Origin of the sequence: Roseateles koreensis (assembly GCF_028595305.1) — a bacterium.
Lineage (GTDB): Bacteria > Pseudomonadota > Gammaproteobacteria > Burkholderiales > Burkholderiaceae_C > Paucibacter_A > Paucibacter_A koreensis.
Map to the genome: position 1 here is coordinate 221,418 of NZ_JAQQXS010000004.1, position 20,068 is coordinate 241,485.

Genomic DNA, 20,068 nt, shown 5'->3' on the forward strand with positions numbered 1-20,068 from the left:
AAGACAAGGGGCTGCCTTTGTTGGAAAGTCGCTGCCATGTCACGCTCCCCCTCCTCATCCATCGAGCCAGTCCTGGTGCCTCAGGGAGGGCGGGCGATGTGCGCCACCTTGTGGGGGGCAGTGTTGGGCCAGCCTGATTTGAGTGATGCCGCGCTGTCCGCCGTGCTGGCGTGGGCGCGCTGGCGGCATTTGGCCTCGGGCGACGTGGTGTTTGCCTGCCAACAGCCGGCGGAGCAACTCTTTGCCGTGCTGGAGGGGTGCGTCGGCTTGGGTACGTTGCGGGAGGGGCAAGCCTTTCATCTGGAGCGCAGCGTTCACGGGCCGGGTTGGCTCGACCTCAGCAGCGCCTGGGTGGGGCAGGGGCATGTGCAGGACGCGCAAGCCATGGGTTCGGCCCTGGTGCTGGAGTTGCCGCTGGCGGCGCTGAGGCCCTTGTTCCTCCGATATCCTGAATTGCAGGAGCGCTTGCTGCTGGCCTTGGCGCAAACGGTGCAAAAACTCACCGGCGCAACCCACGACTTGATGGCCAAAGACGCACAAAAGCGGCTGGTGGGCTGGCTGTTGCAGCGCATGTCGGCGCCCGCCGGTGATGTGGCCCTGCGGGAGCGCAAGCGGGAGCTGGCGGCGCAGCTGGCGATCACGCCCGAAACACTGTCGCGCCTGTTGCGCCAGTTGATGGCGTCCGGCCTGATCGAGGTTCAAGGGTATTCGATCAAGCTGCTCAACCTGAACGCTTTGCGCGCGCTGGCTTGACCCCGTACCCCGTGGCTTGAATCCACGGCTTACGCCGGAAATCCCTACCATTTCTTGTCGTGCAGGCTACTGCGGCCCGCTTAGACTGGGCATTACGGGCCCACGTATGTGGCCCGCCGCATGTCCAATTCGTCAGCGCGAGAGGAGATTCAACGTGAACCAAGCCGCCGAGAAGTTTTTTTTGAACCACAGTGCTTTGCCCACTATGCCGGAGGTGGCCAGTCGCTTGATCCGTAGCTTTGATGACGAGAACACCAGCTTGGCTGCATTGGCCGATCTGATCGGCAAAGATGCCGGCTTGTCAGCCAAGGTCCTGCGTTTGGCCAACTCGGCGCGTTACAGCCCCTCGCACCAGATCGCCTCATTGAAAGACGCCGCAGCCGCCTTGGGGATGGACACCTTGCGCAATCTGTCGCTGGCCGCCTGCATGTCTGGTGCATTCCCGAACGTCAAGGGCCTGGACCGTGGTCGGTTCTGGCGCCACGGCGTGGCCACGGCGGCTTACGCCGGCATTCTGGCCAAGCTGGTCAAGCTGGACGCGGATACCAGCTATCTCGCCGGATTGATGCTGCGCACCGGGCAAATCCTGATGGCGCTGACCGAGCCCGACAAGGTGGCGGAAGTCGAGATCTTGGCGTTGGAGCCAGGCAGCCGCTTTTCGCTGGAAATGCATCGCTTTGACTGTACGCACGCGGACGTCACGGCCTCCTTGGCGCGTCATTGGCATTTCCCGCAAACCCTGGTTGAGGCCTTCGCGGATGCCAATACGCCGATGGAAATTAGGCCGTTCTCCTTGATGGCTGCGGTCTTGCACATGGCCGAAGTGCTGGCCGACGCGGCGGAACACAAGGTCCCGCCCGGCCAAGCACTGCAAGCGGCCGTGCCCGAGTTGGTGGAGCATTTGCACCTGGATCTGGCGTTTTTGGAAGCCAAGATTCTGGCCGCAGGCGATGTTGCGAGCGACATTGAGCAGATGCTGCATTGAGCGGCGGCGCGGCCCCGGGGCCGCCGCTGTATCAAGCGCCAAGTTGATCGATCGCCATCAACACGCGCTCCGCAGTGGCCGGGGCCAGTAAGTGGGGATCGCAAGCCGCAGGCCCGCAGGCGGCCACCGCGTCTTTGAGCGCCAGCAGCGCGGCAAAGCCCAGCAGCAGTGGGGGTTCGCCCACGGCTTTGCTGCGGTGGATGCTGTCCACCGGATTGGGGTGGTCAAACAGCGCTACGCGAAAATCAGCCGGGCTGTCATTGGCCGTGGGAATCTTGTAGGTGCTGGGCGCATGTGTGCTCAAGGCGCCTGTGGCGGGGTGCCACACCAGCTCTTCAGTGGTCAGCCAGCCGACGCCTTGAACAAAGCCGCCCTCCACCTGGCCGATGTCCAGTGCCGGGTTGAGCGAGCGCCCGGCGTCATGCAGCAGGTCGGCACGGAGCAGGCGGTTTTCACCCGTCAGGCTGTCCACCATCACCTCCACCACGGCGGCGCCATAGGCAAAGTAGTAGAAGGGGTGCCCTTGCAAGGTGTTGCGGTCCCAATGCAGGCCAGGCGTGGTGTAGAAGCCATCGCTCCAGAGTTGAATGCGCTGCAGATAGGCTTGCGCCACCAGTGATTTGAAGCTGAGGCTCTGGCCGCCGCCAAGTTCTCCGCACCCCACCTGGCCGTCATGAAATTGAACGGCCGCAGCCTCGCCGTTCAGCAGCTCGGCTGCCAGCGTCGCCAGCCGTTGCCGGATCTGGCTGGCTGCGTTTTGGGCGGCCTTGCCGTTCAGGTCGCTGCCTGTCGAGGCCGCTGTGGCGGAGGTGTTGGCGATCTTCTGGGTGTCGGTGGCGCTACAGCGCACCTGCGCCAGCGGCACACCCAATTCGTGTGCAACCACCTGCGCGATCTTGGTGTTCAGGCCCTGGCCCATTTCGGTGCCGCCGTGGTTCACCAGCACCGAGCCGTCGGCGTACACATGGACCAGGGCGCCGGCTTGGTTCAAATGCACGACGTTGAACGAGATGCCAAATTTCACCGGCGTCATCGCCAGCCCGCGCTTCAGCACGGGGCTGCGGGCGTTGAACTGGTCGATCTCCAGGCGCCGGGCCCCATAGTCGCTGCTGCGCAGCAGTTGGTCGGTGAGCGGGCGCAGGATGTTGTCGTCCACCGTTTGCCCGTAGGGTGTGGTGCAGCGCTCTTGTTCACCGTAGAAATTGCGCTGGCGCACCAGCACCGGGTCCAGGCCCAGGCGGCGAGCCACTGAATCCAGAATCATCTCAATCGCCAGTGCACCCTGTGGCCCGCCAAAGCCACGAAACGCAGTGTTGCTTTGCGTGTGGGTGCGTGCGCAATAGCCGTGCAGGGCCAGATGCGGCAGCCAGTAGGCGTTGTCGAAATGACACAGCGCACGCGTCATCACCGGCGCTGACAAATCGGCCGAGTGGCCGCAGTTGGCAATCAGGTCAACCTCCGCCGCGAGGATATGGCCGTGTGGGTCAAACCCCACCTGCCAGCGGTACTCGAAACCGTGGCGGCGGCCGGTAATCATGAAGTCGTCGTCGCGGTCCAGACGCAGTTTGATCGGGCGCCGCAAGCGCTGTGCGGCGATGGCGGCGACACAGGCAAACAAGGCGGACTGAGACTCTTTGCCGCCAAAACCACCCCCCATGCGACGGCACTGAACCTGCACCTGGTGGGCTTGCCAACCCAACGCATGGGCAACCAGTTGTTGCATCTCGCTGGGGTGCTGGGTGGAGCAGTGCAGCAGCATGCCTTGCTGCTCTTGCGGCAAGGCGTAGCTGATCTGGCCTTCGAGGTAGAACTGCTCCTGGCCACCCAGCGACCATTCGCCCTCCAGCCGCAACGGGGCGTTTTGCAGCGCAGTAGCAGCATCACCACGGCTCAGGTGCATCGGTGGCACCACGTAAGCGCCCGCCGCGTGGGCCTGGCTTGCGGTCAGCAGGGCGGGCAGCGGTGCGCAGCGGATGACGGTCTTCGCCATCGCCGCCGCACGGCGGGCCAACTCGCGCGAGGTGGCGATCACCGCGAATACCGGCTGCCCGAGATAACGCAAATCTTCAGCGGCAAGAATGGGGTCGTCGTGCAGCAGCGGGCCGCAGTTGTTTTCACCCGGAATATCGGCTGCGGTGAAGACGGCCACCACGCCGGGCTGGCGCAGCAGCAAGGCGGTGTCGATGCCTGAGAGCGTGCCGTGCGCGAGGGGTGAGAGTCCGAGTGCAGCGTGCAGCGTGCCCTGGGCCTCGGCGATATCGTCGACGTAGGTGGCTTCGCCCCGCACATGTAAGGTTGCGGATTCATGCGGACAGCTCGCGCCGATGACGGTGCTGGTGCTGGTGCTGGTGCTCATGCTGCGCTCCCTGTCACCGAGTCGCCCCGAGCCGAAGGCCAAATGCTGAGTTCAGACGGGCACAAAGGCTGGTCAAGGCGCGTTTCAAGCCACAGCTTTCGCAAGAGGTTTTGTGCCACCCGCATGCGGTAGTCGCTGCTGGCGCGCATGTCGGTGAGCGGTTGAAAGTCTTGGGCCAGCGCCAGGGTGGCCCGGTTCAACTGGGCTTCGTCCCAGGGCTGGCCGAGCAAACTGGCTTCTGCCGCGTGGGCCCGCTTGACGATGGCGGCCATGCCGCCGAAGACCAAACGCGCTTCTTGTACGGTGCCTTCGGCATCCAGGCACAGGGCCATGACGGTGCAGACCGCCGAGATGTCGCTGTCATGCCGCTTGCTGATTTTGTAGGCGCGCAGCCGCAGCGCTGGTTCGGGCAATGGCAAGTGCAGGGCCTCCACAAATTCGCCGGGCTGCAAAGCGGTCTTCATGTAGTCCAGGTAAAAGTCCTGCAGTGGCATGCGGCGTTGTTGCTCGCCTCGTCGCAGCACGATGTCGGCGCCCAGGGCGATCAAGGCGGGGGCACTGTCGCCGATGGGTGAGCCGTTCGCGATATTGCCGCCCAGGGTGCCGGCTTGGCGTACCGGCGGTGAGGCGAATCGCAACCACAACTCGCGCAGGTTCGGGGCAATCGCCACCAAGGCTTGCCAGGCCTCTTCGAGGCGGGCGCCGGCACCGATCCACAAGCCGGGCCGGGCCTTGAAATTTTGTGCGCGAATGTTGCGCAACTCAGACACCGCGCCCAGGTAAATCAGTTCGCCCAGATCGCGAAACTGTTTGTTGTGCCACAGGCCGATGTCCGTGCTGCCGGCGAGCAGCCGCGCCTGCGGGTGGTTCAGCCGCAAATCGGCCAGGGCTGCCAAGGTTTTGGGGGCGTGAAAGTGGTCGGTTCGCGCCGCCGCTGGTGTGTCGTCGGGCCGGGCCGGAGTCTGTTCGAATGCCGGGTTAGCACCTTTGTAGTGCAGCGGGGGCTCGCTACGAAGCGTGCGCAATGCCGCGACGATGGGCGCTTTGTCGATGCGCAGTCGGGGCTGTTCGAACATGTTTTGGCCGGCATCCAGAATGGGCCGGTAGCCGGTGCAGCGGCACAAATTGCCGGCCAACTCGTCGGCCAGTTGCTGGCGCGTGGGCGTGCTGCCGGCCTCGCAGTGGCGCTCATAACAGGCTTGCAGCGTGCACACAAAGCCCGGGGTGCAGAAACCGCACTGGCTGGCGTGGCAGTCCACCATGGCCTGTTGTACCGGGCCCAGATCTTGCAAATTGGTGCTGAGGTCTTCAACGCTGAGCAGCGCCAGGCCATCCAGGGTGGGGAGGAATTGAGTGCAGGCGTTGACCGCGCGCAGTTGGAGTTGGTCAATGTCATCGTCGCGCAATTCACCCACCAGGACGGTGCAGGCACCGCAATCGCCCTCCGCACAACCCTCTTTGGTGCCTGTGCAGTGGGCGTGTTCGCGCAGCCATTGCAGAACCGTGGTGGTGGGCGCCAGACCGTTGACCGAGGTGATGGCCCCATGGTGGAAAAAGCGGATGCTGCGATAGTTGTTGTTCATGATGCGGTGAACGCTGCGGGACAGATACGAAGATATACGATGGAGGCGTATGCCACGCGAAACAAAAGAAAATTCACCCTCCTCGCGACTAGCGCTGCGCGGTGATCTGCTCGACTTTGTCGGTGCGCCCGGTTGGGGCGAACTCGACAGCCCGACGGTACGTTTTCAGCCCGACAGCTGGTTGCTGATCGAGGATGGGCGCCTTGCCGGCAGCCAGGCGCAAGAGCCTGATGACAGCTGGCGCAAGGCCGATCACAGCGGGCGCTTGATCCTGCCCGGCTTCATCGACACACATGTACATTGCCCGCAGCTGGACGTGATCGCGTCCTATGGCGCCGAGTTATTGGATTGGTTGCATCGCTACACTTTTCCGGCCGAATGCCGCTATGCCGACCCGGCTGTTGCGCAGCAGGGGGCGGCGCGTTTCCTGGACGCCTTGCTGGCGCATGGCACGACTGCTGCGGTGGTGTTCCCCACCGTTCATAAGGTGTCGACGGAGGCTTTGTTCGCGGCCGCCGAAGAGCGCGGCATGCGCCTCATCACCGGCAAGGTGCTGATGGACCGGCATGCGCCACCTGCCTTGCTGGACGACGTGGCCGGCGCCGAGCGTGACTGCATCGATCTGATCCAGCACTGGCATGGCCGGGCGCGCCTGGCTTATGCCGTGACCCCGCGCTTTGCGCCCACCTCCAGCCCTGAGCAGCTGGCCATGGCCGGGGCGCTGTGCCGCGCTGATGCTTCGCTGTATATGCAGACCCATGTGGCAGAGAGCCGTGATGAAATGCGCTGGGTGGCACAGTTATTTCCATCTGCGCGCAGTTACCTTGACGTTTACGCTGCCGTCGGCCTGCTGCACCCCAAGGCGGTTCTGGCGCATGGCATCTGGCTGGACGCGGCAGACCGCCGGGTGCTGGCCGACAGCGGCGCGCATTTGGCGTTTTGCCCGTCATCCAATCTCTTTTTGGGCAGCGGCTTGCTGGACTGGCCGGCCACCGCCGAAGCCGGGGTTAAGGTCAGCGTGGCGAGCGATGTGGGCGGCGGCACCAGCCTGTCGCTGCAGCGCAATTTGCTGGACGGCTACAAGGTGCAAGCCCTGGCGGGGCACCGCCTGAGCGCCTGGACGGCCTTGCATGCCGCCACTCGGGGTGCCGCTGAGGCTTTGGGTTTGGCCTCAGAAATCGGGCACTTCGGCGTCGGTACACTGGCGGATGTTTGCGTTTGGGACTGGGCCATGGGGCCGGTCGCGCAAGCCCGGGATGCGCTTGTGGAAAGCCTGCATGAACGCGTGTTTGCATGGATGAGCCTGTCGGACGAGCGCAATCTCGCCTGCAGCTACGTGGCGGGCCGGCAGGCCTTTACACGCGATATTTCACGCAACCTTGCCCGCGGGAGCTGAACCCACCATGACCCCAAGACTGGAACTCATCGGCATCAGCAAGCAATACCCTGGCGTCAAGGCGAATGACGGTGTCACCCTGCAGTTGCAGGCTGGGCAGATCCATGCGGTGCTGGGCGAAAACGGCGCGGGCAAATCCACCTTGATGAAAATCATCTACGGCGCCGTGCAGGCGGATGCCGGTCAGATGCGATGGAACGGCCAGCCGCTGCGCGTGAAAAGCCCGGCGGAGGCGCGTGCTTTGGGCATCAGTATGGTCTACCAGCACTTCTCGCTGTTTGACACGCTGACTGCGGCAGAAAACGTCTGGCTGGGGCTCGACAAGCGTGCCGCCCTGGCTGAAGTGACGGCGCGCATCCGCGAGGTGTCGGCCAGCTACGGGCTGGAGGTGGACCCGCTGCGGCCGGTGCACACCCTGTCGGTCGGTGAACGGCAGCGGGTGGAGATCGTGCGCGCCTTGCTGGGCCGCCCGCAGTTGCTGATTCTGGACGAGCCCACTTCCGTGTTGACACCGCAGGCGGTGGAACGTTTGTTCTCCACCCTGCGGCAGCTGGCGGCGCAGGGCTGCTCCATTTTGTACATCAGCCACAAGCTGGATGAGATTCGGGCCCTGTGCGAGCACTGCACAGTGATGCGTGCCGGCAAGGTCACTGGCGAGGTGGACCCACGGACCCAGAGCAATGCCGAGTTATCTCGACTGATGATTGGCAGCGAGCCCCCGCCGCTGCGGCCCGCACACCCGGTTGCCCATCCACCTCACGAACGCCACGATTCGCATGCCCGCCACGCGCCGCCAGAGGCGCCCGCCTTGGCCCTGCGGCGCCTGAGCATGGCCAAGGCACAGGCGTTTGGCACCACCTTGGTGGATGTGGAATTTAACCTGCGTGCTGGTGAAATTTTGGGTGTGGCCGGCGTGTCGGGCAATGGTCAGCAGGAGTTGTTGGCCGCGATTTCTGGTGAAGACCCGCGTGGGCAGCCGGGCAGTGTGCAATTGTTCGGGCAAGACATCGCCCGCGCGAGCACGCGCAAGCGCCGCCGCCAGGGCCTGCATTTCGTGCCGGAAGAACGCTTGGGGCGTGGGGCGGTCCCCGATTTGTCGCTGGCCCAAAACACGCTGCTGACGCGCACCGAGAACGTGGGCCCCGGCGGCTGGATTCGTGCGGCGGGCGTGCGGCGTTTGGCTGAAAGCCTGATCGCTCGATTCAATGTGCGCGCTGCGGGGCCCGGGGCTGCCGCGCGCAGCTTGTCGGGGGGCAATTTACAAAAATTCATCGTCGGGCGGGAGATTTCTGCCGCGCCCCGGGTGCTGGTGATTGCCCAGCCCACCTGGGGCGTGGACGTGGGCGCCGCGGCGCAGATCCGCGCGGAGTTGTTGCGCTTGCGCGATGCGGGTTGCGCCATTCTGGTGGTGAGCGAGGAGTTGGACGAATTGTTTGAAATCAGCGACCGGCTGGTGGTGATGTCGCAAGGCCGCGTGTCGCCCTCGCTGCCCATTGCCGAGGCTTGCCCCGAGTTGGTGGGCGAGTGGATGAGTGGCCTGTGGCAGACCCGCCCCAGTCAGCAGGAGGGGGCTCCCCATGGGATTTAAGCTGGAGTTGCGGCAGCAGCCGTCCAAGGCGATGTCCCTGGCTTCACCGCTGATCGCGCTGGCGCTCACGGTGTTCTTGGGCGTGGCGCTGTTCATGCTGCTCGGCAAAGACCCGCTGCGCGGGCTGCAGATGTTTTTCTGGGAGCCCATCCGCTCGGCCTATGCCTGGGGTGAGCTGGGCCTGAAGGCCACGCCACTGGTCTTGATTGCGCTCGGTTTGGCCGTTTGCTTTCGTGCCAATGTCTGGAACATCGGCGCCGAGGGGCAATTCATCATGGGCGCGTTGGCCGGTGGCTGGGTGGCGATGCAGGCGGACGCGGGCAGCAGCCGCATGATCGTGGTGTGCATCGTGCTGGCCGGGGTGCTGGGTGGCATGGGTTGGGCGGCCATCACCGCCGGCCTGCGGGCGCGCTTCAATGCCAATGAAATTTTGGTGAGCCTGATGCTGGTCTATGTGGCCGATCTCATGCTGGCGTATCTGGTTTACGGGCCCTGGAAGGACCCCAATGGCTACAACTTTCCGCAGTCCATCACCTTTTTGCCAATCACCCAGATACCCAAGCTGATGGCCGGCTCACGCCTGCATGTGGGCGTGTTGGTTGCCGGTACGGCGGTGCTGGGGCTGTGGGTGTTCATGTTTCGCAGCTATGCCGGGTTTGCGCTGCAGGTCGGCGGGCTGGCCCCTGCGGCGGCGCGTTATGCTGGCTTTTCATCGCAGCGCGCGTTGTGGACGGCACTCTTGTTGTCAGGGGGCTTGGCGGGTTTGGCTGGTGCGCTGGAGGTGGCGGGGCCATTGGGACAGTTGACGCCTTATGTCCCGGCCGGCTACGGCTTTGCCGCCATCATCGTGGCCTTTGTCGGGCGCTTGCACCCGGTGGGCATTGTGTTTTCGGGCGTGTTGATGAGCATGTTCTACATCGGCGGCGAGCTGGCGCAGTCGCGGCTCGGGCTGCCCAAATCCATCACGGGGGTGTTTCAGGGCCTGCTCCTGTTCACCTTGTTGGCGAGCGATACCTTGATTCAATACCGATTGCGCTGGGTCTCGCCTGCGCGCAATCAAAACCTGTGGAAAGCTTAGACGCTGCAATGGAATCCATGGTGCTGCTGATTGCGGCCTCCTTGAATGCCGGGACCCTGCTGGCCCTGGCTGCGCTGGGATTGCTGATCAATGAACGAGCTGGCGTGGTCAATCTCGGCGCCGAGGGGCTGATGCTGGTGGCTGCGGTGGCGGGTTTTGCCACCGCTTTTCACACCGGCAGTGACTCGCTGGCCTTTGCGGCGGGCATGCTGGTTGGCGCTTTGCTGGCGGGCTTGTTTGGCCTGTTGGTGATCTGGCTCAACACCAACCAATATGCGGCGGGGCTGGCGTTGAGCTTGTTCGGCAGCGGCTTCTCTGCCTTTGTCGGCCTGCGCTATACGCAAGAAAAATTGGGCCCGCGAATGAATTTCTCGGTGCCCGGCTTGAGCGACATCCCCGTTATCGGCCCCGCCTTGTTTCGGCAGCATCCGGTGGTGTATCTCACGGTGGCCTTGGCCGTGGCACTCGCCTGGTTTTTGTACCGTTCGCGGCCGGGCCTGATTTTGCGGGCGGTGGGTGAGTCGCCCGAGTCAGCGCATGCTCTGGGTTACCCGGTGCGGCGCATCCGGCTTGCTGCGGTCATGGCGGGCGGCGCTTTGTGTGGTCTGGCGGGGGCTTATGTGTCGGTGGTCTATACGCCACTGTGGGTGGAGGGCATGATCGCCGGCAAGGGCTGGATCGCCTTAGCGTTGACCACTTTTGCCACCTGGCGCCCCTTGCGGGTGCTGGCGGGGGCCGGGCTGTTTGGCTTTGTCACCATGCTGCAGTTCCATTTGCAGGGGCAGGGGGTGCAGTTGGCCAGCCAGTTCCTCAGCATGTTGCCCTATCTGGCCACCATCGGGGTGTTGGTGCTGATCTCTAGCAACGCGGCCTTCATTCGCGCCAATATGCCGGCTTCACTGGGCAAGCCGTTTTTTCCAGGATAGGCTGAAGTCAGGCCTCGCTTTTGTTCTTTTCCATTCTCTTTCTTTCATCAACTGAACTTTTTTTGGAGATGCCATGAATCGTCCAAGCTCACGACAATTGCTTCAATGGGCCGGCGGCGTCGGTCTGGCCGCGGCCCTGGTGGCCTGTGGCAAGAAGGAGGAGGCTGCGGCGCCCGCCGCCCTGCCGGCGTCCGCGCCCGCCTCAGCTGCCGCCGCCAAGCCCGAGCCCTTGAAGATTGCATTCGCCTACGTCGGCCCGGTGGGCGATGGCGGCTGGACTTATGCACATGACAATGCCCGCAAGGCGGTGGAGAAGGAGTTCGGCGACCGCGTGGCCACCACCTTCGTCGAGAAAGTGCCCGAGGCGGCCGATGCCGAGCGGGTGTTCCGTGACATGGCCGGCCAGGGCAACAAGCTGATCTTCGGCACCACTTTTGGTTATATGGAGTCGATGCTCAAGGTGGCGCAAGACACGCCGGACGTCAAGTTCGAGCATGCCACCGGCTACAAGCAGGCTGCCAATTTGCGCACCTACGACTCACGCACCTACGAGGGTGCCTACATGGCCGGCGTGATCGCGGGTCGGGTGAGCAAGACCGGCGTGCTGGGTGTGGTGGGCTCCATCCCCATCCCCGAGGTGATCCGCAACATCAACAGCTTCACGCTCGGCGCGCAGGCCGGCAACCCCAAGATCAAGGTCAAGGTGGTGTGGGTCAACAAGTGGTTCGACCCACCGCAAGAGTCAGAAGCCGCTCAAACGCTGATCAACGGCGGCGCTGATGTGCTGATGCAGAACACCGACTCCAGCGCCGTGCTGCAAACCGCCGAGAAGAACGGCAAGTTCGCCTTTGGCTGGGACTCCGACATGACCGCCTATGGCCCCAAGGCACATTTGGGCTCGGCCGTCATCAACTGGGCGCCGTACTACATCTCGGCGGTGCGCGAGGTGCTGGACGGCAAATGGCAGGCGGGCCCCGGCAAGCATTCGTGGTGGGGCGTGAAGGAAGGCGCTATCGACCTGGTGTCCGTCGCCGACACGGTGCCGGCCGAGGCCAAAGCGGAGCTTGAGAAGGTCAAGGCCGGCTTGAAAGACGGCAGCTTCGTGATCTGGAAGGGCCCCCTGCTGGCGCAAGACGGCCATGAGGTGCTGAAAAAAGGCGAAGCCGCTGATGACAAATTCCTCTCTGGCATCAACTTCTACCTGAAGGGTGTTGATGGTAAGTTGCCGGGCGGCAAGTGAAGGCTGCGGCGCGGGGTACGACCCTGTTGTGACGAGTGTTTGCTGAAGACGCTCCCGCATGACTCAGCAAGAAAAAAGGCAGCCGTTTGGCTGCCTTTTTTTATGGGCAAGAAATGCCGATGACGTTCAACCCTCAGCGATGCGTTTGGCCAAATGCCCGAGTGCTTCTTCCACCTGGTCGACCAGCACCAGGCAGAGGTCGCCCGGTTGCAGGCGTGACAGGGCGGCGTCGATGGCGATGAATTCGCCGCGAATTTCGTCCACATAGGTGGTGCGTGCCGCGCCAACCAGGCCCTGGCGCAAGAGCGCGAGGACTTCGCCGTCTTCACGGCCGCGTTGGCAGGCGTCCTGGAACAGGAACACGTCGTCGAAGGCTTCGCCGAGGATGACCGTCTGCTCGCGGATGTCTTCATCGCGGCGGTCACCCGCACCGCTGATCACCACCGAGCGGCGCTTGCCCGGCAGGGCGGCCACGGCTGAGACCAGGGCCCGCATGGCGTCGGCGTTATGGCCGTAGTCGGCAATCACGGTGGCGCCACGGTACTCCATCACATTGAAGCGGCCAGGCGCGTTGTCGGCGTCGTTGGCGAAGCTCGCCACGCCGCGGCGCACGGTGTCCCAGTCCAGGCCCACGCCCCAGGCCGCGGCCACGGAGGCCATGGCGTTTTCAACCTGGAAGCCGATGGCGCCGTTGCGGGTGATCGGGATTTCGCGCAGCGGAATGCTCTCGCGCCATGAGCCTTGCGCGGCCACCAGCAGGTCGCCGTCGATGTAGACGCAGCGTTTGCCTTGGGCGCGGTGCGTGGCCATCAGCGGGTGGTGGCGGTCGGTGGCGAAGTAGATGATCTGGCCGGGGCAGGTGGCTGCCATATTGGCCACGATGGGGTCGGCTGCATTCAGCACGGCATAACCGTTAGGCGCAACGTTCTGCACGATGACGCGTTTGACCAGGGCGAGTTCTTCCACGGTGTTGAGAAAGTTCATGCCCAGGTGGTCGCCGGCGCCGATATTGGTCACCACGGCCACCTGGCAGCGGTCAAAGCCCAGGCCCTCGCGCAGCACGCCGCCCCGGGCGGTTTCGAACACGGCGGCTTCCACATCGGGGTGCATCAGCACATTGCGGGCGCTCTTGGGGCCGGAGCAGTCGCCGCTGTCGATTTGGCGGCCGTCCACATAGACGCCGTCAGTGTTGGTCATGCCGACCTTCAGGCCGCAGGTGGCGAAGAGGTGGGCGATCAGACGGCTGGTGGTGGTTTTGCCGTTGGTGCCTGTCACGGCCACCACGGGGATGCGGCCATCTTCGCTCTTGTGGCCGTGGCCGTAGAGGTGGGCGATGATGGCTTCACCGACATTGCGGCCCTTGCCGTAGCTGGGGCTCAGGTGCATGCGCAGACCCGGCGCGGCGTTGACCTCGACGATGCCGCCGCTTTGTTCTTCGAGCGGGCGCAGCACGCCTTCGGCCACCACGTCCACACCGCACACATGCAGGCCCACCACTTGGGCGGCGGCAATGGCGCGGGCGGCGACTTCGGGGTGCACGTCGTCCGTCACGTCGGTGGCGGTGCCGCCGGTGGAGAGGTTGGCGTTGTTGCGCAGGATGACGCGGCGGCCTTTTTCGGGAATCGACTCAGGCGTCAAATCCTGCTGGGTCAGGCGCGCCACGGCGATGTCGTCAAAGCGGATCTTGGTCAGCGAGGTGGCATGGCCGTCGCCGCGCTTGGGGTCGGCGTTGACCTTGTCGACCAGTTGCTTGACGGTCAGCACGCCGTCGCCGATCACGTGCGGCGGGTCGCGGCGGGCGGCGGCGACCAGTTTGTCGCCGATCACCAGCAGGCGGTAGTCGCTGCCGGGCAAGAATTTTTCGACCATCACGGTGCCGATCTCGTCGGCCGCCTTGTAGGCGATTTCCATGTGCTCGCGGCTGGCCACGTTGACGGTGACGCCCTTGCCCTGGTTGCCGTCTTGCGGCTTCACCACCACGGGCAGGCCTACTTCCAGTGCCACGGCCCAGGCTTCGTCGACCGAGTGCACGGGGCTACCGATGGGCACCGGCACGCCGGCCGACTGCAGCAGGCGCTTGCTCAGGTCTTTGTCTTGCGCGATGGATTCAGAAACAGCGCTGGTGGCGTCGACTTCAGCCGCCCAGATGCGGCGCTGCTTCGCACCCCAGCCGAATTGCACCAGGCTACCTTGGGTGAGGCGGCGGTAGGGCACGCCCCGGGCCACTGCGGCGTTGACGATGGAGCCGGTCGAAGGGCCCATGCGCACGTCTTCGTCCAACTCGCGCAGTTGCGCCAGGGTGGCGTCGGCGTCGAAGCTGCCGCCATCGCGGGCGGCTTCAACCAGCTTGCAAGCGTGTTCGAAGGCCAGGCGGCCCACATCTTCTTCGCTGTATTCAACCACCACCTGGTAGCTGCCGGGCTCGGAGGTGATGTGGGTATGGCTGAAGGTGACGGGGCAGCCTGCCTGGGCCTGCAGGGCCAGCGTGGCCTGCTCAAGCACGTGCGCCAGGGAGATCGGCGCGCGGCTGGCGCTGGAGGGCCGCAGGGCACCAATGCTGGGGAAGAGGGCGCGCAGCCGGGCCTCGAACTGGGGCAGGGCGGCGATCGATTGTTCCTCGGCATTGCAATGCACGACAGCCTCGATGGCCGTATGGCGGCTCCACATATTGGGGCCACGCAGTGCACGGGTGCGAGAGACTTCCATGGTTTGCTGTCTTTCGATTCTGGGTCAGGCGAAAAAAGGGGCGCGGGGGCGTCGGACGTCGGGCTTGGGGCTTGGGGCTTGGGGCTTGGGGCTGGGCCGGTCAGGCCTGCAACTCCGGCACGAAGGTGTCGAGGCCGGCTGAAATGAGCTCAGAGGGGATGTTCATCGCCCAGGCCGTGGCTACTGCGGCCAACACCGTGGCTGCGTCGATTTCGGCCGTTACGGCGGCGGGGCTGGCGGCAAAGCGGCGCAGCAGAGCGTCTACATTGGCGCCCGAGGTTTCAGACAGGCCCTGGGCCAGCACCGCAGCGCCGCCCTGTAGGAACACGGCACGGCCACCCTTGGCGCGATGCTCGGCCAGGGCAGGGGAGGCGCCATCCATTGCGTAGAGGATGACCTCGCCGTCGCACAGCTCCACCATGTCGAGCAGTCGCGGCTCGGCGGCGTTGAGCACGGCGGTGCCTTCGCTCAGCACCACGTCGATCTGGGTGCGTAGCACCTTGAAGAGCTGGTCTTCGGTCAGCACGTCATAGTGCGCCAGGCCGGCGATGCCGCCCATGTCGGTGACCACGCCCACGTGACAGCGGTCATAGGCCAGGCCGTCGCGCAGCACGCTTTCGGCGCTGTTTTCGATCACGACAGCGTCCACGCCGCGGTTCATCAGCAGGCGGTGCGAGGCGTCCCAGCGGGCGCTGTTCTTGCGCTCGACACGGCGGGTGCCCAGGAACAAGCCTTCGGTGCAGGCCAAGCCAACATGGCGGCCGTTCAGGTGCAGCAACCAGGCCACCAGGCGTGAAATGGTGTGCGTGCCGCGTGAGCCGGCAATGCCCACCACGGGGATGCGACCGGTTTCATCATCGGCAAACAGGTGGTCGATGATGGCCTGGCCGACGGGCTGGGGCATGCCCTCAGCGGGCTTCAGATGCATCAGCAGGCCGGGGCCGGCGTTGACTTCGACGATGGCGCCACCCTGCTCGTGGAGCGGGCGGGAGATGTCTTGCGCCACCAGGTCGATGCCAGCGATGTCCAGGCCAATCACCCGGGCGGCCAGCGAGACGATGTGGGCCACCTCGGGGTGAACCTGGTCCGTGCAGTCGATCGCGACATTGCCGTTGCGCTGGATCAGCACCTCGCGGCCGGTTTCAGGGATGGCGTCGATTGTCAGGCCCTGGCGCTCCAGGTCGAGCAGGATCACCGAGTCTTCTTGGGCATTGATGCGGTTGAGTGGGAATTCTTCGGTCAGGCCGCGGCGTGGGTCGTTGTTGATTTGTGTGTCAATCAACTCGGCCACGCTTTGCCGACCGTCCCCGGTGACGGTTGCAATATCACCGCGCGCAGCGGCCACCACCTTGCCGCCCACCACCAGCAGGCGATGCTCGTTGCCCGGGATGTAGCTTTCCACCAAGACTTCACTGCCGTGCTCTTCGGCCAATTTGAAGGCAGCCATCACGTCTTCGCGCTTTTTCAGGTCGAGCGTGACCCCCCGGCCGTGGTTGCCGTCGGAAGGCTTGATGACCACGGGCAGGCCCAGGTCTTCAGCGGCGTCCCAGGCGGCTTCGGCGGTTTTCACGGCCACGCCAGCGGGCACCGGGATGCCGCAGGACTTCAGCAGCGTCTTGGTAAGGTCTTTGTCGCCGGCAATACCTTCGGCAATGGCGCTGGTCATGTCGGTCTCAGCCGTCCAGATGCGGCGTTGGCGCGCACCGTGGCCCAGTTGGACGAGATTGCCGTCGTTCAGGCGGATGTGGGGGATGCGGCGGTCGGTCGCTGCGGCCACGATGGCGGCTGTTGAGGGGCCGAGGTAGCAGTCGTCCAGCTTGTCGCGCACCCGGGCCACGGCGGCGGGCACGTCGATCGGCGTGTCGTTGATCGCGGCCATCAAAAGGGCGTGGCCTTCGGCCAGGGCGCTGCGTGCCACTTGCTCGTCACGGGCACGGAAGACCATGCGGTAGACGCCGCGCTGGCTGGTGCTGCGGGTTTGGCCAAAGCCGGTGGGCATGCCGGCCAGATTGAGCAACTCGATCACCACATGCTCCAGCACGTGCCCGCACCAGGTGCCCTCCAGCAGGCGCTGCAAAAAGCCGCCGCGCTCGCCCACGCCGCAGTGGTGTTCGATCAAGGCGGGCAGCGCTTGGGTCAGGCGCTCGTTGAACCCAGGCAGCAGGTGGCTGGGGAAGTCTTCCAACTCGCCAAGGTCCAGCCAGACTTCCAGCACCGGCCGATAGGTCCACATATTGGGACCGCGCAAATAGTTGATGCGCAGCAGCTTGATGTCTTCTTTCTTGCTCATGGATGGGCTGTCAGGGTGGACTGTGGGGCAGGGGAAATGATCTGAATTTTGCAGGGATTCGCAGCAGGACGACATTGTGCGCTCAGTTTGGGGTCGATTTGGCGCTTACGCGGGGTGTCGGGCCGCTGCCGAGCCGACGAATTTCGCGGTTTGCCCGAGCGCTTGCGCGTATGAGTGAAAATCCGCGCTCAGACAACGCTGGGCGTCCCTCGCGAACCTGGGCTCAAAATCACAATGCAGCATCATCATCCTGTCGAAACGTCACCGCAGCATCCCCAATGGACCGCCTTGCAAGCGCGTCTGCTTGCCCATGAGAACGTTCAAGCCCATCTGGAGGTTGACCTCGACTCGCGCATGCGGTTCGCCAGTGGCCTGTTGGCGCTGACCACGCAGCGTCTGTTGGCCTGGGACCCGGCGAGCGGTGAATGGCAGGAATGGCCCTTGCGTCCCAGCCTGGAGATGCGCATCAGCGACCACGCCGGCATCGGCAGCCTGGAACTGGTCGAAGGCGCGCAGCGCTTGGCCCAGTGGCGCTTCACCCTGCAGATCAACCTGCAGGCGCAGCGCTGGCAAGAGGCCTTCGAGCGCCGCTTGGAGCCGCCCAGCGAAAGCACTGAGGAGCTGGAGTTCTGCCCCAGTTGCAAGGCCCCGCTGCCCCCTCGCAGCGAGGAGGGCAGTGAAGAGTGCCCCACCTGCGCCCGCGAGCTGCACACGCCGCCCTCCACCTGGGTGCTGCTGCGGCTGTGGCGTTTTGCCCGCCCCTACCAGGGTCAGTTGCTGCTGGGCTTTTTGCTGATGCTGGGGGCCACGGCCGCCACCTTGGTGGGCCCTTATTTGTACCGACCGCTGATGGACGAGGTGCTGATCCCCTTTCAGGCGGGCCATACGATTGATCCCTGGCTGGTTGCGCTCTATTTGAGCGGCCTGCTGGGTGCCGGTCTGGTGTCCTGGTTGCTGGGCTGGGCCAAGACTTACATTCTCGCGCTGGTGTCCGAGCGCATCGCGGCGGATCTGCGCACGCACACCTTCGAGCATTTGCTGTCGCTGTCGCTGGAGTACTTTGGCAACAAGCGCACCGGTGATCTGATGTCGCGCATCGGCTCAGAGACCGACCGCATCAGCGTCTTCTTGTCCCTGCATGCGCTGGACTTCATCACCGACGTGCTGATGCTGACCATGACGGCAGCGATCCTCTTCTCCATCAACCATTGGCTGGCCTTGGCCACCCTGGTGCCGCTGCCCTTCATCGCCTGGATGATCCATTTGGTGCGGGATCGCCTGCGCACCGGTTTCGAGAAAATCGACCGCGTCTGGGGCGAGGTGACTTCCGTGCTGGCCGACACCATTCCCGGCATCCGTGTGGTCAAGGCCTTTGCACAGGAGCAGCGCGAAGCCCGCCGCTTCAAAGACGCCAACGACAACAACCTCAAGGTGAACGACAAGCTCAACAAAACCTGGAGCCTGTTCACGCCCACGGTGTCCTTGTTGACCGAGATGGGCTTGCTGGTGGTGTGGGCCTACGGCATCTACCTGATCTCGCACCAGAGCATCACGGTCGGGGTTCTGACCTCGTTCCTGGCCTATATCGGCCGTTTCTATGGGCGCATGGACTCGATGAGCCGCATCGTTTCGGTGACGCAAAAAGCGGCGGCTGGCGCCAAGCGCATCTTCGACATCCTGGACCATCAATCCAACGTGCCGGAGCCTGCAAACCCGGTGGAGATGAACAAGGTGCAGGGCGGGCTGCAGATCGAAGACATTGGCTTCCGCTACGGCAACCGTGCGGTGATCCGTGGCCTGACGCTGGAGATCAAGCCCGGTGAAATGATCGGCCTGGTGGGTCACAGTGGTTCTGGCAAGAGCACGCTGGTGAACCTGATCTGCCGCTTCTATGACGTTACAGAAGGCGGCATCCGGGTCGACGGCGTGGACCTGCGCCGCATTCGCGTGGCCGACTATCGCCGCCACATCGGCCTGGTGCTGCAGGAGCCGTTTTTGTTCTTCGGCACCATTGCCGAGAACATCGCCTACGGCAAGCCTGACGCCAGCCGCGAAGAGATCGTGGCCGCCGCCCGTGCCGCGCACGCGCATGAGTTCATCCTGCGCCTGCCGCAGGGCTATGACTCGCTGGTGGGTGAGCGCGGCCAGGGCCTGTCGGGCGGCGAGCGCCAACGCATCTCCATCGCCCGGGCGCTGCTGATCGACCCGCGCATCCTGATCCTTGACGAAGCCACTTCGTCGGTAGACACCGAGACCGAAAAAGAAATCCAAAAAGCGCTGGACAACCTGGTGCAGGGCCGTACCACCATCGCCATCGCCCACCGCTTGTCCACCCTGCGCAAGGCCGACCGCCTGGTGGTGATGGACCGCGGCCAGGTGGTTGAAGTGGGCCCGCACGACGCGCTGATGGAAAAGCGTGGCCACTACTGGCGCCTCTACGAGGCGCAGGCCCGCCGTGTTGACGCTGAAGACGCTGTGCCGTTGCTGCCGCCCAACCTGTCCGCCCATACCCAGAACGCTTGAGCGAGCCTGCCATGACAACCCCCACCTATCAAAAGCTGGAACGCAATGCCCTGGGCCGCCTGGTGCTGACCGACGCCGCAGGCACGCTGCACGAGGCCGTGGTGCCCGTGCGCGCCCACCCCATTTCGGCGCCGGACGAAGGGCTCTCCCTGGTCGGGCAAGACGGCCACGAGCTGGCCTGGATCGACCGGCTCTCCGCCTTGCCTGCGCCCGACCGGGCCTTGCTGGAGGCCGAGCTGGCCAGCCGCGACTTCATGCCCACCATCCTGAGCATCAAGGCTGTGTCTACCTACTCCACGCCCAGCCAATGGACGGTGCAGACCGACCGGGGCGAGACGCAATTCATCCTGCGCACCGAAGAAGACATCCGCCGCCTTGGCGAAGGCCGTCTGCTGATCGCCAGCAGCCACGGTCTGCAGCTGATGCTGCCGGACCGCTTTGCGCTGGACAAGGGGTCGAAGAAGATTCTGGAACGCTTCCTCTGATTGCCCTCGGCGTCGCTTGGGCGCCGCCGCATGCTTTTAACCTGCGATGCCTGTGCTGTGATTAAAATGCCTGTCAATTGACGTTTACGTAAACGTCAATTAAAGGTTTTTGCCGCAAAGCCGACGGTGGATTTAGGATCATCCGGTGATGTGATGCTT

The 20,068-nt window shown here is 64.3% G+C and carries 13 protein-coding genes; 9 read left to right on the top strand and 4 right to left on the bottom strand.

Annotated features, from left to right (window positions below):
- Positions 1–36 precede the first annotated feature (36 nt).
- Both PRZ01_RS05990 and PRZ01_RS05995 read left to right on the top strand, forming a co-directional pair.
- Entirely contained in the window at positions 37–753 is a 717-nt protein-coding gene (locus tag PRZ01_RS05990; protein ID WP_273595854.1) for a Crp/Fnr family transcriptional regulator, read from the top strand.
- Between the two features lie 154 nt (positions 754–907).
- Positions 908–1,738, top strand: coding sequence for an HDOD domain-containing protein (locus tag PRZ01_RS05995; protein ID WP_273595855.1), 831 nt, complete (start codon positions 908–910; stop codon positions 1,736–1,738).
- 31 nt (positions 1,739–1,769) lie between these two features.
- On the opposite strand, the gene xdhB is transcribed toward PRZ01_RS05995, so the two are convergent.
- Positions 1,770–4,094, bottom strand: a complete 2,325-nt coding sequence (gene xdhB, locus PRZ01_RS06000; protein ID WP_273595856.1) for a xanthine dehydrogenase molybdopterin binding subunit — start codon at positions 4,092–4,094, stop codon at positions 1,770–1,772.
- Entirely contained in the window at positions 4,091–5,677 is a 1,587-nt protein-coding gene (xdhA, locus tag PRZ01_RS06005; protein ID WP_273595857.1) for a xanthine dehydrogenase small subunit, read from the bottom strand. Before xdhA ends, xdhB begins: the two co-directional genes overlap by 4 nt.
- A 49-nt stretch (positions 5,678–5,726) precedes the next feature.
- On the opposite strand from xdhA, the gene guaD reads away from it, so the two are divergent.
- The 5 genes from guaD (at position 5,727) to PRZ01_RS06030 (ending at position 11,905) form a co-directional block, all read left to right on the top strand.
- A complete protein-coding gene (guaD, locus tag PRZ01_RS06010; RefSeq protein ID WP_273595858.1) occupies positions 5,727–7,073 on the top strand; it encodes a guanine deaminase in 1,347 nt (448 codons plus the stop codon).
- A 7-nt stretch (positions 7,074–7,080) separates the two neighbouring features.
- Complete coding sequence (locus tag PRZ01_RS06015) at positions 7,081–8,661, top strand: ABC transporter ATP-binding protein (protein WP_273595859.1); 1,581 nt, start codon at positions 7,081–7,083, stop codon at positions 8,659–8,661.
- The gene (locus PRZ01_RS06020) at positions 8,651–9,739 is read left to right on the top strand and encodes an ABC transporter permease (protein WP_273595860.1); all 1,089 of its coding nucleotides are present in this window, start codon (positions 8,651–8,653) and stop codon (positions 9,737–9,739) included. Before PRZ01_RS06015 ends, PRZ01_RS06020 begins: the two co-directional genes overlap by 11 nt.
- 8 nt (positions 9,740–9,747) lie before the next feature.
- Positions 9,748–10,665, top strand: a complete 918-nt coding sequence (locus PRZ01_RS06025) for an ABC transporter permease (protein ID WP_273595861.1) — start codon at positions 9,748–9,750, stop codon at positions 10,663–10,665.
- Positions 10,666–10,738: 73 nt separating this feature from the next.
- Positions 10,739–11,905, top strand: coding sequence for a BMP family ABC transporter substrate-binding protein (locus PRZ01_RS06030; RefSeq protein ID WP_273595862.1), 1,167 nt, complete (start codon positions 10,739–10,741; stop codon positions 11,903–11,905).
- A 126-nt stretch (positions 11,906–12,031) separates the two neighbouring features.
- Here PRZ01_RS06030 and cphA read toward each other — a convergent pair whose 3' ends face one another.
- Both cphA and PRZ01_RS06040 read right to left on the bottom strand, forming a co-directional pair.
- A complete protein-coding gene (cphA, locus tag PRZ01_RS06035) occupies positions 12,032–14,611 on the bottom strand; it encodes a cyanophycin synthetase (protein WP_273595863.1) in 2,580 nt (859 codons plus the stop codon).
- A gap of 100 nt (positions 14,612–14,711) precedes the next feature.
- Positions 14,712–16,901 (bottom strand): cyanophycin synthetase, encoded by a 2,190-nt coding sequence (locus tag PRZ01_RS06040; protein ID WP_273595864.1) that lies wholly within the window; start codon positions 16,899–16,901, stop codon positions 14,712–14,714.
- 234 nt (positions 16,902–17,135) lie between these two features.
- Between PRZ01_RS06040 and PRZ01_RS06045 the strand changes: the two genes are divergently transcribed.
- Positions 17,136–19,424: a cyanophycin metabolism-associated ABC transporter gene (locus PRZ01_RS06045; RefSeq protein ID WP_273595865.1), complete on the top strand. Its 2,289-nt coding sequence runs from the start codon at positions 17,136–17,138 to the stop codon at positions 19,422–19,424.
- Between the two features lie 11 nt (positions 19,425–19,435).
- On the top strand, positions 19,436–19,909 hold the full coding sequence (locus PRZ01_RS06050) for a cyanophycin metabolism-associated DUF1854 family protein (RefSeq protein ID WP_273595866.1): 474 nt from the start codon (positions 19,436–19,438) through the stop codon (positions 19,907–19,909).
- Positions 19,910–20,068 lie beyond the last annotated feature (159 nt).

Bases quoted from the DNA above. Each gene is read 5' to 3' on its own strand.
- PRZ01_RS06040 (WP_273595864.1), bottom strand. From the start codon at position 16,901: ATGAGCAAGAAAGAAGACATCAAGCTGCTGCGCATCAACTATTTGCGC.
- PRZ01_RS06020 (WP_273595860.1), top strand. From the start codon at position 8,651: ATGGGATTTAAGCTGGAGTTGCGGCAGCAGCCGTCCAAGGCGATGTCC.
- PRZ01_RS05990 (WP_273595854.1), top strand. From the start codon at position 37: ATGTCACGCTCCCCCTCCTCATCCATCGAGCCAGTCCTGGTGCCTCAG.
- xdhB (WP_273595856.1), bottom strand. From the start codon at position 4,094: ATGAGCACCAGCACCAGCACCAGCACCGTCATCGGCGCGAGCTGTCCG.
- PRZ01_RS06030 (WP_273595862.1), top strand. From the start codon at position 10,739: ATGAATCGTCCAAGCTCACGACAATTGCTTCAATGGGCCGGCGGCGTC.
- guaD (WP_273595858.1), top strand. From the start codon at position 5,727: ATGCCACGCGAAACAAAAGAAAATTCACCCTCCTCGCGACTAGCGCTG.
- PRZ01_RS06015 (WP_273595859.1), top strand. From the start codon at position 7,081: ATGACCCCAAGACTGGAACTCATCGGCATCAGCAAGCAATACCCTGGC.
- xdhA (WP_273595857.1), bottom strand. From the start codon at position 5,677: ATGAACAACAACTATCGCAGCATCCGCTTTTTCCACCATGGGGCCATC.
- PRZ01_RS06045 (WP_273595865.1), top strand. From the start codon at position 17,136: ATGCAGCATCATCATCCTGTCGAAACGTCACCGCAGCATCCCCAATGG.
- cphA (WP_273595863.1), bottom strand. From the start codon at position 14,611: ATGGAAGTCTCTCGCACCCGTGCACTGCGTGGCCCCAATATGTGGAGC.
- PRZ01_RS06050 (WP_273595866.1), top strand. From the start codon at position 19,436: ATGACAACCCCCACCTATCAAAAGCTGGAACGCAATGCCCTGGGCCGC.
- PRZ01_RS06025 (WP_273595861.1), top strand. From the start codon at position 9,748: ATGGAATCCATGGTGCTGCTGATTGCGGCCTCCTTGAATGCCGGGACC.